Origin of the sequence: Halomonas sp. KO116, assembly GCF_000734975.2 — a bacterium.
In the GTDB taxonomy this organism is placed as follows: domain Bacteria; phylum Pseudomonadota; class Gammaproteobacteria; order Pseudomonadales; family Halomonadaceae; genus Vreelandella; species Vreelandella glaciei.
This window is the reverse complement of the sequence record NZ_CP011052.1, coordinates 3,089,052-3,103,059: the sequence shown is the minus strand read 5'-3', so window position 1 is coordinate 3,103,059 and position 14,008 is coordinate 3,089,052. Positions and strand designations below refer to the sequence as shown.

Genomic DNA, 14,008 nt, shown 5'->3' with positions numbered 1-14,008 from the left:
GTATAAGGAATGTTTTATGCAACCCTTTGTTTATGATGGCCTGCCATCCCGCGTGGTGTTTGGCCGAGGAACCTTGTCGCGTCTAAGTGAAGAGCTTGACCATCTAGGCTGTTCACGCGCCCTGGTGTTGGCCACGCCTCAACAGCACGAGCAGGCAAGCCGCGTACTAGCGCAGTTGGGTGAGAAGGGCATAGGCGTTTACGCGGACGCCGCCATGCACACGCCAGTCGACGTGACCGACAATGCCTTGCAGGTAGTGAAAGAGCTGAACGTGGATTGCACTATTGCCATTGGCGGTGGCTCGACGATTGGTTTGGGCAAGGCGATCGCGCTGCGCACCGGCTTGCCGCAGATCGCCATTCCTACCACCTATGCAGGCTCAGAAATGACCCCGATCCTGGGGGAGACCCGCGACGGTATCAAGACGACGCAGCGCACTTTAGATGTACTGCCGGAAACCGTCATCTATGACGTGGATCTCACCTTGACGCTACCCGCTGAGATGTCCGGAACCAGCGGCATTAACGCGATAGCTCATGCGGTAGAGGCGCTATATGCCCGTGACTGCAACCCAGTAATCGCGCTAATGGCAGAGGAGGGGATCGCGGCGCTGGCGAGAAGCCTGCCCGTGATTGCTAACGACCCCAGCAATGTAGAAGCGCGCTCTGATGCGCTGTATGGCGCTTGGTTGTGCGGAACGTGCCTTGGCTCGGTGGGGATGTCGTTGCACCATAAGCTGTGCCATACCTTGGGCGGCTCTTTTAACTTACCCCATGCGGAGACGCACACCATTGTGCTGCCCCATGCACTGGCTTATAACGCCCCTGCCGTGCCTGACGCAATGGCTCGCATTGGCCGTGCGCTGGGCTGTTCGGACGCCGCCGCTGGGCTTTATGACTTAGGCCGTGCAGTTGGCGCACCCAGTGGGCTTGCTGAACTTGGCTTTACCCCCGCCGATGTTGAGCGCGCCACAGAGATCGCTACTCAGAACCCCTATTGGAATCCGCGCGAAATAGAAGCCACGGGCATTCAGCAGTTACTCAGCGATGCCCAGGCGGGCCGTCGCCCTCACGCTCAACCTGGGGGTGCGCAATGAAAGTGCTCTTCATTAACGCTACCGTGATTACCATGGACTCGCAGTTGGGCGAGTTAAGCAACGGCCAGGTGCTGGTTGAAGATGATCGCCTTGCCGCCGTGGGCCATGGCCTGGTCGATGACCCCAAGGCGCAGGGCGCAGAGGTTATTGACTGTGCTGGCGGTATTCTCATCCCTGGGTTGGTGAATGCGCATATGCATACCTGGCAGACCGGGCTGCGTGGCGTTGCCGCCAACTGGACGCTGCTTGAGTATTTTCGCCACGTCCACCGCGGTCTGGCGGCGCTATTCACGCCCAATGACATTTATATTGCGACCCGTATGGGCGCGATTAATCAGCTTAACTGTGGCACCACCACATTAGGTGACTGGTGTCATAACAACCCTAGCCCAGACCACACAGACGCTGCCGTGAGTGGGCTAAAAGAGTCCGGAATACGGGCGCTGTTTATGCACGGCTCACCGAAACCGGACCCACAGCCTGGCCAGCCGCATTTTAGTGAGATCCCCCACCCACGCCATGAAATAAAACGGCTGTTAAAGGGTGAGCTGGCGAATCCAAAGGGGCTTGTCACTTTAGGCATGGCCATCCTTGGCCCTCACTATTCAACCCTTGACGTTACCTTGAAAGACTTTGCCCTGGCGAAAGAGTTTGGCCTTGTGGCTTCGATGCATCAGGGCGGGGGCGCGGCGGTAGCGCCGGGCGCCTGGGATGAAGTTGAAAGCCGTGGTTTGCTGGGGCCCGATATCAACATTGTGCATGGCCAAAGCCTGGATGACGGCCAGATGTCACGGTTCTGCGCCAGTGGTGTGACGTTCTCGATTGCACCGGAAAACGAGATGACCCAAGGCCACGGCTTTCCAGTCACTGGGCTGGTACGCCAGCACGGCGGGGTGGTGTCTCTGGGGGTTGATCTTGAGTCTGTACTTTCGGGTGACATGTTCAGTGTTGCCCGTGCCGCACTGGGGATGCAGCGTTCCCTGGATAACGATGCTTCACGTCGGGAGCAAGGCAAGATACCGGACACCTCGACTATTACTACCCGAGAAGCGCTTGGCTGGATCACGCTGGATGGGGCGAAAGCTCTTGGACTCGATGCCCGCATTGGCAGCCTTACGCCAGGCAAGCAGGCCGACTTGGTGCTGATCGACAGCAACAAGCTCAATATGCAGCCGGTCAATGACCCAGTTTCTACGGTGGTGATGCAGACAAGCCTAGCTAACATCGACAGCGTCATGGTGGCCGGGCAGTTCAAAAAGCGCAGCGGCCGCCTGTTGATTAATACCGAGCAAGGTATCGCTGAGCTTGCTAAGTCTGGCCACCGTATTCACGCCGAACTGCTGGCGCGTGAAGCCCACTCGACACAGGAGGCAAACCAATGACAACCGTTTCCACCACGCGCCCTTCGCCACCTAAGGTGGCTTGGGTGGGCTTGGGTAAGCTGGGCTTGCCCATGGCCGCCAGAATTATCCAGGCAGGAACCGCGGTACAAGGATTTGACCTTTCCAGCGAGCGCCTCGCGTTGGCCGCAGCGTTAGGAGTCACGCCCCATCAGCAGCTTGCCAGTGCGGTGGCTGATTGTGATCTGGTGTTTGTCTCGATTCCCGACGACCGCGCTTTAATCGCGCTTTGCCTTGAAGCGGGCGAGCTGGTTCGTCATATGATGCCCGGGAGTATCTTGGTCGAGACCAGTACGGTGAGTGTTGAAGCGTCTGCCCGCGTGGCCGAAGCGGCCAAGGCTCATGGCATCTCGTATTTGCGTAGCCCCGTGTCGGGGAACCCCGTGGCGGCTGAGGCAGGCACGCTGTCGGCGATGGTATCTGGCCCCCGCGATGCACTGGCATCCGCCAAACCCGTGTTTGAAGCCTTTACCAAAGCACAATATTGGCTGGGCGATGAAGAGCAGGCTCGGGTCGCCAAGCTGGCGATTAACCTGATGATTGCCGTCAGTGCCGGAATGATGAGTGAAGCGCTGACCCTGGCGCGCAAAGGCAACATTGAATGGGACGCCATGTTGACGCTTATTTCCGACAGCGCGGTGGGTTCACCGATGGTGAAGTACAAGGTGCCGCCACTTTCCCAGCGCGATTTCACCTCGACATTTTCCGCTGCCCAAATGGCCAAAGATCTCGATCTGATACTTGATTGCGCCCACACCTCCGGGGTCACAACGCCACTGGCCGCCCAAATGCGCGAAGCCTATACCGCGCTTATCGCCACCGGCCATGGCGATGATGACTATATCGCTACCGTACACCACACCGAGCGACTTTCGGGGCTCGGTGAGCCGACACCCGCACCGCATAGGGGGCAATAAGATGCGCAACCTGACGACCGACAATATCACCGCGGCGGTAATTGAAGAGTTCTCTAGCTGTGAAGACGCACGGCTAAAGACGCTGCTTAATGGTTTGGTCAAACACCTGCACGCTTATCTGCGTGAAGTACAACCCACAGAGCAAGAGTGGACCCAGGCGATTGAGTTTCTGACCCGCACGGGGCAAATGTGCGATGACGAACGCCAAGAGTTCATTCTGCTTTCTGACACCCTTGGTGTGACCATGTTGGTGGACGCCATCAACCACTCAAACAGTGACCCGAACATTACCGAAAGTACCGTATTGGGGCCTTTTTATGTGGCGGACCCTCCCCAAGCGAATCAGGGTGATGCCATTAATTGGGGGGTTGAAGGCGAGCCGCTATTCGTTGAAGGCCGCGTGCACGATGCCCAGGGTAAGCCATTGGCAAATGTCACTATTGATGTATGGCAGTCGGACAGTGAAGGTTTTTACGACGTGCAAAAGCCTGAGCTTGAAAGCGCTTCATTGCGTGCTCGCTTCCATACCGATAGCCAAGGCGGTTACGCCTTCTGGACCGTCACCCCTTCGCCTTATCCGATCCCAACAGACGGGCCAGTCGGCAAAATGCTCGACATTACCGGGCGGCATCCTTATCGCCCGGCGCATGTGCATTTCATGCTGATGGCGCCGGGGTACGAAACCTTGGTCACCCAAATCTTCGCCGAAGACGACCCCTACCTTGATTCGGATGCGGTATTTGGTGTGAAGGATTCACTGGTGAAGACGTTTGCTCAGCAGCCAGCAGGGCAAGCGCCCGATGGTCGGCAGATAGAAACGCCTTACCGCTATTTTCATTACGACTTCGGCTTAAAGACGGCCTGAGCGTCTCAACCTGAACGTCCGGCTCGAACTGAGCTGGTTAAACCTAAAGAGGAAACGACATGACAACGATCGATCAAACCGCTATCGCAACGCTATTTACTGAAGCACGTACCCACAACGTTTGGCAGGATCGTGACGTTAGCGAGGAAACGCTGCGCGAGCTGTATAATCTAATGCATTTCGGCCCCACCTCGATGAATTGCCAGCCAGCGCGGATTCTGTTCCTGACCACAGATGAGGCCAAAGAGCGCCTGAAACCCGCTCTGATGCCAGGCAATCAGGAAAAAACCATGAAGGCACCGGTGGTCGCCGTGCTTGGTTTCGACACAGAGTTCTATGAGCATCTGCCGCGCATGTTCGCCCATAACAAAGACGCAAAATCGCTGTTCGAAGGCAAACCGGACTTTATTCATTCCACGGCATTCCGTAATAGCTCCATTCAAGGCGGCTATCTCATTTTAGCGGCTCGCGCGCTAGGGTTGGACGCTGGCCCTATGTCTGGCTTCAACAACGCGGCCGTGGATGAAGAGTTCTTCCCAGATGGCAAAGTGAAGAGCAATTTTCTGTGTAACTTAGGCTATGGCGATACGAGCGCGTTGTTCCCTCGTGGCGACCGCTTCTCCTTTGATGAAGTGTGCAAAGTGATGTAACAAACTTTATGGCTAACGCTTGCTGGTATGCCTAAACGTAAGGGGGCCGTGACTGTCATGGCCCCCTTTTTCGCTTGCATCGCAGCAAGGGGAGCCTCGGCGCAAAACTAGTGAGGCGTTGAGATGGTTGTTGACTGGGTGTTCGTGGCGTTAATGGTAGTGGCTGTGCTGCTGACTGGTATTTCCAAGTCAGGATTTGCCGGTGGGGTAGGGGTGGTGGCCGTGCCGTTAATCTCGTTAAAGGCAAGCCCGACGTTTGCTGTCGCGGTGATGCTGCCGCTACTGATTGTAATGGATGTGTTTAGTCTCAAGGCGTGGTGGCACCAGCGGGTTGGCCGTCTATTGTGGCTTATGTTTCCGCCCGCGGTGCTAGGGGTGGTGGTGGGTTACTTCACCTATGGCTGGTTTGATGAGGCGCTGCTGACATTGCTGTTGGGGGTGTTTTCGGTACTGTTTGGCCTGTGGGGGTTATTCAAACCGCTACGTGGCAAATTAATGCCTGGCTGGGTAGGGCGCCTATGTGGTGGCATTGCAGGATTTACCAGTTTTATTGCCCATGCGGGCGGGCCACCGCTGAATTTTTACCTGCTGCAATGCCAGCTGAGCAAACAGCAATTCCTGGGGACGGCAGTGGTTTTTCTGGCCATTACTAACCTGGTGAAGCTGGTTCCCTACACCCTGCTGGGCTTGGTTAACCTTGATAACCTGACCATAGCGCTGTTGCTGATGCCTGTTGCATGGCTGGGGGTTCGGTTGGGGCTGGTTATTCAAAAACGCATCAATGGCGAGCTGTTTTTCCGGGTGATTCTTTGCCTGCTTATTCTGCTGGGTATCCGCTTAATCATGGACGGTATAGGCTGACACTTAATGGTAAACTTTTTTTATAGCTGTTCTTTAATAGCAAGCAGCCCCATCGCGAAAAGTGTTTACCATCACGTTGGCGGCCTGGTGGTTTGGTGATGTGTTGGAGTTGTCATGAGAGAAGGTCGTGTTGAGATAAACGAAACAAACCCAGAAGGGCCTTACGATAAGTTATCGCAAATGCCCTCCTCCAAAATCTCGAATACAGAGCTCGCACGATTTATCGACTTCATTGAAAAATTTGAAGATGAAACTGAAAGTTCGCTCTCTATGGCGCTTGGCTATCGTGAGATGCGTATGCTGCTGCACGTCATGCGTAACCACCTTGCGGGTAGGTTAACTACCCCCACGTCTCTTGCCGATGCGTCTGGCCTCACCTACGGTACGGCAAAACGCGGCATCGAGAGTATCATGCAGCGCGGTTTGCTTATCTCACGGCCACGAACTAAGTCGGGTAAGACGGTTTCGTTGCATCCTTCCCCTCAAATGATCCAGGAGTGGGAAAGCTACGCCGAGCGTATTAAAGGGCTCCTTGGGCCGTTGTTCGGTATAGACCCAACATCAGATTCAGCCAGCAAGATCTTTCTGGGTATGTCGTCCTCTGAGCGGGTGATATCGACCCCGGCAGTGCTCTCTGCGCGGCTTGAACTTAAGGGGGGATTACGCGTGTTAGCGCATGCTGACCCAACGTTCATGGCGATGCACAATCTTAAACGTCAGTTGGAGTCGATCTTTGGGTTGGAAATACGTAACAAGGCAAGGTCAATCGATAATCTGTTAGATGAGATTCTAGACAATGCTCGTTTAGCCAAGTCGCGCTATGACGTAGTGGCCTGTGACTTACCCTGGTTTGGTGAGTTAGCGGCGGATGGTGTTCTGATGCCACTTGATGCATTAATTAAACGCGATGATTATGATCTCTCTGATTTTCATCCAATGGCTATACAGAGCTCAGGGTATGCGGGCAGTCAGTACGGTATACCCGTTCAAACAACACCAGAATTGCTCTGCTATCGTCAGGATGTTTTCGAGGCGTTGCAGTTGACGCCTCCAACCACAACAGAAGCGCTTGTCAAAGTCGCTAGACAGCTACATGAGCCTGCCAAAGGACGTTACGGCATCGCTTGGAATGCAGCGAGAGGCACGCCACTCGGGCATACCTTTAGTTTTCTTATGGCGAAGTTCGGTCAGCCGCTCCTTAATCTATCGAGTTGTCAAGGAGGTTATGACTTTCAGCAAGCCAGAGGCGAGCAGCTACGTCCTATGTTTCAATCAGATGCCGCTTATAGGGCCTGCGAATATATGCTGGATATACTGAAATATTCACCGCCTAATATCCTCAGTATGTCTTGGTACGAGCGTGCGCAGTCGTATGCATCGGGTGAAACCAGTATGGCCTACTGCTACACGCTACTCGCCCCGTTGTTTGAGTTGAATCGGCACTCACCTGCTTATGGCAATACTCGCTATCTTCCCCATCCTGTTGGAAATCATGGCCGTGCCATAACCCCAATAGGAGGTTATGCCCTCGCCATTCCGGCTAACTTAGCACCAGAGCGGGTTGAGGCAGTGTGGACGGCTTTACGGCATCTGACATCTGCAAACATGTCCAAACTCTACATTATGAATGGCAGCCTAGTGACGCCCCGTTTCAGTGTTAGCCAAGATCCTGAAGTCTCTGCATTGTCACCCCTCATAAAAATTGTCGACGATATGGCACAAAAGGATATTTTACAGGCTTGGCCACGCCCACCCGTGCCGGGAATTACCGACCTTATTAGTATTGCAGGCAATGAGATATTCGAGGTGCTAGATGGTAGGCGTTCGATTAAGAAAGCCTTGTCGATCGCCCAGGAACGGGCGGACAAAGTGATGCGAGCCAAGGGGCATTATTGAGTGAGGCGCGAATAGTAAGGAGTGTGGCATAACCCCATGCCTGAGAGGCAGGCATGGGGACGGGGAGTGCCGGTTACTGCATGATCATGCCGCCATCGATCATCAGCAGCTGGCCCGTCATATAATCGGATTCTGCGCTGGCCAAGAAAGACGCGGTGCCGACCACATCTTCAGGGTAGGAGTAACGCTTCATAAGTATCATCTTCTCCGCCAGCTCATCCATCGACTGCCCCTGCTTATCGAACTTGCCGATGCTGACCAAGTCTTTGTCGAGCTGCTCCCAAAGCTCTGTGCGTACGACGCCAGGACCATAGCCATTAACGGTAATGTTGTGATCCACCAAGGCCTTAGCGCCACCATTAATCATGGCGAGCACAGCGTGCTTGCTACACGAATAAGGCACCACATCATCAAAAGCCTGACGCGATAGAATTGAGCCCACGTTAATGATTTTGTAAGGCCCGTTATCTTTGCCTTGATTGATCATCTGCTTAGCGGCTTCCTGCATGCCGAGTAGGCACCCTAACGCGTTAACATCCATGATCTGATGCCAGTTTTCCTCGGTAATATCCAGGAACATTAATGGCTTGTTAATACCCGCATTATTGACCATCACGTTCAAGCTACCAAAGGCATCAACCGTTGCTTTAACCGCGGCCTGCACTTCGGCACGGTCGGTAACGTTGAGTTTGACCGCAATGGCGTCGCCGCCGTTTGCTTTGATGCGCGCAGCGACTTCCTCGCACCCTTCAATATTGATATCTGCTACGCACACCTTGGCGCCTTGAGCCGCATAGTGTTCGGCAACGGCGGCGCCCATGCCACGTGCGGCGCCTGTAATTAAGCAGTTTTTACCTTTGAGTCGAGTGTTGTCCATGAGGTCACCTTAGAAATCTTATTGTGGGTCTCTCTCCGCCACCAAGATAAATAGTCTTTGTTGTTGGACGTAGGGAGTCTGCGTTAACAAGGGCATCCGTCGTTTATCCTGCTTTGCTAATGACAGATTTATAACCTTGTGATGGCATATTCTCGGTATGTCACACAGGCAATGACAGGTTGGTCAGTCGTTAATATGACCAGATTGGACGTTTCTACGGGCACTGCGTTATGAGAGGGGATATAGCTAGTGTTTAATATCAGCTTTATCGCTTTAGTTTAAATAACAGCGTTTTATTATTTTCAGGTTCTCGCCCAGTGAAAGTTCCTGAAAGTGGGTTTGATGCTAAAAACTTCAAGCCTATTTATTCGCAATAAGAACAAAGAGAGTGTTTATGTCTCAGCCCTGTATTATTTGTGTCGCTATCACCGGCAGCCTGCCGCGCAAAGAGAACAATCCTGCCGTGCCGATTACGAATGATGCAACCTGCCGGTAACATGGCAGGGCATTGTCGTCAATATTGACTCATCTTTGTAACATTACAAGGACGTTCTGGTACTATTTTATAGACTGCTCTTAGAGGTTATCTGAAGACATAAATTTGGTCCGACGTCTCCCCCCTGATTGAGTAATGATGCTCTCTTCGATTGACCCCACGCGGCTGACTATTGCCAAGGAAGTTATCCATGTTTTTCCCAAAACGCGTTGCCTTCACGTCGCTCATTGCTATGTTTGCGCTGCTGCCGCCCGCGCTGCTGGCTCAGGATGCCCATATTGGCAGCGTGCGTACCGAGTTCAAGCTGCTGGGCCCGAACAACACCATTGAAGTGGAGCGCTTCGATGACCCGGACGTTCAGGGTATCTCCTGTTATCTCTCCTACTCACAGATTGGCGGGATCTCTGGGGCGGTGGGGCTTGCTGAGGAGGCCAGTGAGGCGAGCGTGGCCTGTCGGCAGACAGGCGAGATCATCTTCGACCTTGCTGAAGTAGAGGAGCAAGAAGTGATTTTTACTCAGCGTCGCTCTGCGCTTTTCAAAAATATGCGCGTCGTTCGCATGCATGATGCTGAAACCCAGACCTTTGTGTATCTGACTTACAGTACCAAGCTGGTAGATGGCTCGCCTAAAAATGCGATTACCGCCGTCAACTATGGTGCGATAGGAGGCAACCAGTAAGTGATTCGTGGGCGCCTAGCGAGGATTGCCGAGCGTTTGTGTCCAGTAGGTTGAGTAGCGCGCCTCTGAATCCTCGGCTTTTGCCATGCCCATCTCGGTAAAGGCGTCATTCATGATGTTGCGGCAGTGGCCGGGGCTGTCTAGCCAGCCTTCCACCACGGCGGAAACAGAGGTGTGGCCAGCGGCGATATTCTCACCCACGGCTTGCCACACGTAATCCTGATTACCCACACGCTGCTCAATACCTGCACCATTAGGGCCAGTGTGGCTAAAGTAGTCGTTCTCGGCCATGTCTTCAGAGTGGCTCTTGGCTGCTGCTTCCAGCTTGCAGCTCCATGCTAACGACTCTGCGGCCTCAAACCGTTGGTCGCCGCATTGTCGAGCCTGACTACGCGCTTCGTTAACCAGCGACAGCATTGCCTGCTGCTGATCGCTGAGTTCGCATTTGCCCTGAAGAGTAGCATTATCACTTTGGGACTCGTCACTGGCCCAAGAGCTGCCTGAACCCATGAGTATGACGACCATGAGGCTGGAAAGCGCCCCGAGAGCGGGGCGCTTGGGAAGGAAGTTACCCACCAAACTTTTCATTCTCGCCTAGGTTCGGAGTGGCGTCCTTTTTGAGGTTTGCTTTGGCGATTTCATAAAGCTGGAAAGTCTTACTCTCTTTGGCTTTCCAGTGCTCACCCATCTGCACTTTAATTTCTAGCAGCGCGACGTCTGGATCGTCTTTACCTTCCGGGAACCAGGCGGCGATGAAAGGGTTCCAGTATTTTTCGATCAGTTCGCGGTTGTCGGTCAGGTTGGCTTTGCCCGATAGCGATACGTAGAGACCCTCTTCCTGGTCGGAGAAGCTCAGGCACACGTCGTGATCGCTTTCGGTCTCAAACACCTTTTCGGCACTGCGGCGGGTAAAGAACCACAGGGTGCCATCGTATTCGTCTTGCACTAAGTGCATTGGCCGGGCGCGGGGAGTGCCGTGATCTAACGTCACGAGCATACCGACTTTGATATCTTTGATCATCTTCCAGATCTTCTGCTTATGTTCCGGGCTGGACATAGCGTCACTCTCCTTATGAATTGGCCTTATGAATTGGGTACCAAAAATAGCCATAGACAATGCTTGTACAGCGTTAATGGCTAGCTACAGCTTAGCTACCATTTTCGTCATCAGCAAATGCACTTTTGAATAAACCTGTATCTTGCCAGGTAACGTCCAACTTGATGTGTCCTCGGTTACTGGGCAGGATCAAAATGACGCAATACGCTGCTGAATACTGTCGAAACGCCTTTTTGAAATTACTTTAATAAGCTTAGGTATTGTGATGCGTCTTAGTTACCAGGGCCCGCTGCCTGAAATGGTGGGATTTTTACTACTGCCGCAATATTCGATGATGGCTTTCTTTGCGGCGGTAGAGCCGCTGAGAATTGCCAATCGCATTGCCCATCGCCCGCTGTTCGACTGGACGTTGATAAGCGCTGATGGCGGGCCGGTGACGGCGTCTAACGGCATGACCCTGATGGCGGATCAAGCAACGGCGGATGTGCATCACTTGCCTTCGCTGGCGGTATGCAGTGGGTTTACGCCGGAAGCCCACCTCACTCGGCCATTAATGGCCTGGCTTCATCAGTTGGATCAGGCGGGCTGCTGCTTGGGCGGTATTGATACCGGGGCATTTTTGCTCGCGGCCACTGGGTTGCTAAAACACGAGCGGGTGGCGCTGCACTGGGAGAGTCTGCCCGCCTTTCGTGAGCGCTTTCCGGGCATTGAGACCACGGATGAGCTGTATGAGCTGGGGGAGCGGCGCTTCTCCTGCGCGGGCGGGGCGGCAGCCATGGATATGGCGTTGGAGGTGATTGCGCGGCGGCATGGCGCGAAGCTGGCCATCGATGTGTCTGAGCAGCTCATCCATGACCGAATCCGTACTCGCAGCGATCAGCAGCGCATGGCGCTGGTGAAACGCCTAGGCACCCATAATCGGCGAGTGGTCGAAGCGGTGGCCCTGATGGAGCAGAACCTTGAAGAGCCGCTTGCCCTTGAAGAGGTCGCGAGCCGGGTAGAGGTATCGGTTCGCCAACTTCAGCGCTTATTCGAGCAGGAGCTTAACGAGACCCCGCGGCAGTGGTACTTGCAGCTTCGCATCAAGCGCGCCCGGCGGCTGTTAGCGGAGACCGATTTAGCAGTGTTGGCGGTGGGGTTGGCCTGCGGCTTTAGCTCGTCTTCCAGCTTTGCGCGTGCTTTTCGTGCGCATTACGGCTATTCGCCGCGACAGGTGCGGGAGAAAAGTGTTTAAGGTTCGGTAGTGTCGTGAAGTGTCGTGTAGTGGCTGGTAAGCGTCGCTTATCGCCTAGTAGTGGGGAGGCAGCCGCGCATACTAACTAAACCCAACTAATAAGAGGTTTAGCCATATGATGTCTATCACTCCTAGCGCTACCACCACCAAGTCACTATCGCTAAAAGCGGGCTTTTTATTCGCTGCCTTTGCTGCCACGCCCGCCATGGCAGAGCTTGATGAGCTACGTTTTGGCGTGCCGCCATGGCCTGGGGTCACGGTAAAATCAGAAATCGCTGCCCAATTGCTGGAGACCATGGGCTACGAAACCCGCCAGCAAGATTTAGCAGTCAGCGTTATTTTGGAAGGCTTGTCGCGTAATGACCTGGAAATCTATCTAGGTGGCTGGTACCCGGTACAGACTGATATGGTCGAGCCGCTGGTAGCGGATGGCAAAGTCGAGAAGGTGGTTTCCAATATCAGCGGGGCCAATTCTGGGCTGGTGGTTCCCCAGTATGTTTACGATGCCGGCGTGACCACGGTCGCTGAATTGGCTGAGCACCATGATCGCTTTGATGGCGAAATCCAGGGCATTGAAGCGGGTACTGGCATTAACGATGCGATTCTCAATGCCATCGATAACGACCTTGCAGGTCTAGGCGATTGGGAACTGCGCGAAAGCTCGACCTCAGCAATGCTGGCCCAGGCTGAGCAAAAAATGGCCGACGAAGAGTGGGTGACATTCGTCGGCTGGGAGCCTCACTGGATGAACGTGAGCTTCGATTTAGCCTATTTAGCCGACAGCGATGATGCGGGCGTGGCGACCATTGAAAGCACGGTGTGGACCATTACCCCCGCCAGTCTCGCCGAAGAGGCCCCGCAGGTTCACCGCTTCCTATCGCAATACGTGATCGATATCGAAGACCAGAACGAGTGGGTGCACGAGTACAGCTACGAAGAGCGCCCGGCAGATGAAGTGGCGAACGAGTGGATTGGCAACAACCTGGATACCGTTGCCGAATGGTTAGACGGCGTTGAAACCCGCGATGGCGAATCCGCTATTGAGCAAGTGCGGGCCCAGTTTGATTCTTAATAGCTCGACTCTTAATAGCTTGATTCTTAATAGCTCGACTCTTAAAGCATGACCCTTACGAACTGAACTGCTTAACAGCGCCTTATTGATTAAGGCGCTGTTTTAATGTGTGGCAAAAGTCTTGCCAGGCGGCACTCATGTCGGGTAGCTGGGCGTGGGCGTGAAGCGCGCCATGGACCATCTGCGGCGCGCAGCGATAGCCAATGGATGCCCCCGTTTTTTGCCATTGCGCCACCGTCGTTTCGACAGGCCTTGTTAACGAGTCGTGCTCCACGGTAAGCACTTCGATGCTGCTAGCAGGAGCGCTTTGATCCCTCTGGGTGGCGATAATCTCAGGGCACTGTTCACGAATACTGAGCACGTCGCTGCGTGACAGCAGTGGTGCATCCTCCCCAAGGCATTCAGGCGATAGCTCGCCGACCGGTGGGTAGATCAAGCCAAGCGGCGGTGCGTCACTATGCTGATGGGCAAGGTCGATAGCCAATCGCCCGCCCGCGCTATCACCCACCAGCGCGACCGGATGAACCGCTGCTAGTACTGCTTGGCAGTCTGCCAACATGGTGGGGTAATCTACCTCTGGTGCCAGCCGATAGTTAACGCTTACCACTTCACGCTCGAGCAGTTGGGCCAAGCTGGCGGCGGGGCCGTGGTGGCTCTCCACTGAGCCGATCGTAAAACCGCCGCCATGGATAAACAGCACGCAGCCTGGCATTCGCCGCTGGGGGATAAAGCGGCGCAGGCTAATACCATCATAAACGCTATTGTCGATCCGCATTCCCGCCGGGTCGGGTGGGGTGAAGGTGCGGCAAAGCTTATCGTAGGCGCGCCGCGCTTGAGGCAGGGGAAGCTCCTCCATCACGGCCAGCCCTGCGCTAAAGCGCTGAATAAAGGCGTCTACGTTCATCTTT

General features: G+C 54.4%; 15 protein-coding genes. 11 read left to right on the top strand and 4 right to left on the bottom strand.

What is annotated here, in order from left to right; translation table 11 throughout:
- Positions 1-16: 16 nt before the first annotated feature.
- From KO116_RS14365 to KO116_RS14335, 7 genes are all read left to right on the top strand, one after another.
- The gene (locus KO116_RS14365; protein ID WP_035566731.1) at positions 17-1,096 is read left to right on the top strand and encodes a maleylacetate reductase; all 1,080 of its coding nucleotides are present in this window, start codon (positions 17-19) and stop codon (positions 1,094-1,096) included.
- Entirely contained in the window at positions 1,093-2,478 is a 1,386-nt protein-coding gene (locus KO116_RS14360; protein ID WP_035566728.1) for an amidohydrolase family protein, read from the top strand. The genes KO116_RS14365 and KO116_RS14360 overlap by 4 nt, the downstream gene beginning before the upstream one ends.
- Entirely contained in the window at positions 2,475-3,413 is a 939-nt protein-coding gene (locus KO116_RS14355; RefSeq protein WP_045812141.1) for an NAD(P)-dependent oxidoreductase, read from the top strand. The genes KO116_RS14360 and KO116_RS14355 overlap by 4 nt, the downstream gene beginning before the upstream one ends.
- 1 nt (position 3,414) lies before the next feature.
- Complete coding sequence (locus KO116_RS14350; protein ID WP_035566727.1) at positions 3,415-4,278, top strand: intradiol ring-cleavage dioxygenase; 864 nt, start codon at positions 3,415-3,417, stop codon at positions 4,276-4,278.
- Between the two features lie 59 nt (positions 4,279-4,337).
- The gene (locus KO116_RS14345; protein WP_008960026.1) at positions 4,338-4,928 is read left to right on the top strand and encodes a malonic semialdehyde reductase; all 591 of its coding nucleotides are present in this window, start codon (positions 4,338-4,340) and stop codon (positions 4,926-4,928) included.
- A gap of 123 nt (positions 4,929-5,051) precedes the next feature.
- Positions 5,052-5,789 (top strand): sulfite exporter TauE/SafE family protein, encoded by a 738-nt coding sequence (locus tag KO116_RS14340; protein ID WP_035566724.1) that lies wholly within the window; start codon positions 5,052-5,054, stop codon positions 5,787-5,789.
- Between the two features lie 114 nt (positions 5,790-5,903).
- Complete coding sequence (locus KO116_RS14335) at positions 5,904-7,685, top strand: ABC transporter substrate-binding protein (RefSeq protein WP_035566722.1); 1,782 nt, start codon at positions 5,904-5,906, stop codon at positions 7,683-7,685.
- A gap of 73 nt (positions 7,686-7,758) precedes the next feature.
- On the opposite strand, the gene KO116_RS14330 is transcribed toward KO116_RS14335, so the two are convergent.
- A complete protein-coding gene (locus tag KO116_RS14330; protein WP_035566719.1) occupies positions 7,759-8,562 on the bottom strand; it encodes an SDR family NAD(P)-dependent oxidoreductase in 804 nt (267 codons plus the stop codon).
- Between the two features lie 394 nt (positions 8,563-8,956).
- Here KO116_RS14330 and KO116_RS25400 point away from each other — a divergent pair, with 394 nt between their 5' ends.
- Together KO116_RS25400 and KO116_RS14325 are read left to right on the top strand one after the other, a co-directional pair.
- The gene (locus KO116_RS25400; RefSeq protein ID WP_235272397.1) at positions 8,957-9,058 is read left to right on the top strand and encodes a 3-keto-5-aminohexanoate cleavage protein; all 102 of its coding nucleotides are present in this window, start codon (positions 8,957-8,959) and stop codon (positions 9,056-9,058) included.
- A gap of 190 nt (positions 9,059-9,248) precedes the next feature.
- Positions 9,249-9,737, top strand: coding sequence for a CreA family protein (locus KO116_RS14325; protein ID WP_035566716.1), 489 nt, complete (start codon positions 9,249-9,251; stop codon positions 9,735-9,737).
- Between the two features lie 15 nt (positions 9,738-9,752).
- Here KO116_RS14325 and KO116_RS14320 read toward each other — a convergent pair whose 3' ends face one another.
- Together KO116_RS14320 and KO116_RS14315 are read right to left on the bottom strand one after the other, a co-directional pair.
- Positions 9,753-10,325 carry a CAP domain-containing protein gene (locus KO116_RS14320; protein WP_035566713.1) on the bottom strand — a complete coding sequence of 191 codons (573 nt, stop codon included), beginning with the start codon at positions 10,323-10,325 and terminating at the stop codon, positions 9,753-9,755.
- The gene (locus KO116_RS14315) at positions 10,306-10,794 is read right to left on the bottom strand and encodes a pyridoxamine 5'-phosphate oxidase family protein (RefSeq protein ID WP_035566711.1); all 489 of its coding nucleotides are present in this window, start codon (positions 10,792-10,794) and stop codon (positions 10,306-10,308) included. Before KO116_RS14315 ends, KO116_RS14320 begins: the two co-directional genes overlap by 20 nt.
- 265 nt (positions 10,795-11,059) lie before the next feature.
- Between KO116_RS14315 and KO116_RS14310 the strand changes: the two genes are divergently transcribed.
- Both KO116_RS14310 and KO116_RS14305 read left to right on the top strand, forming a co-directional pair.
- Complete coding sequence (locus tag KO116_RS14310; RefSeq protein WP_035566709.1) at positions 11,060-12,028, top strand: GlxA family transcriptional regulator; 969 nt, start codon at positions 11,060-11,062, stop codon at positions 12,026-12,028.
- Between the two features lie 115 nt (positions 12,029-12,143).
- Positions 12,144-13,100: an ABC transporter substrate-binding protein gene (locus KO116_RS14305; RefSeq protein WP_045812140.1), complete on the top strand. Its 957-nt coding sequence runs from the start codon at positions 12,144-12,146 to the stop codon at positions 13,098-13,100.
- Between the two features lie 82 nt (positions 13,101-13,182).
- Here KO116_RS14305 and KO116_RS14300 read toward each other — a convergent pair whose 3' ends face one another.
- Complete coding sequence (locus KO116_RS14300) at positions 13,183-14,004, bottom strand: alpha/beta hydrolase (protein ID WP_035566707.1); 822 nt, start codon at positions 14,002-14,004, stop codon at positions 13,183-13,185.
- Positions 14,005-14,008: the final 4 nt, after the last annotated feature.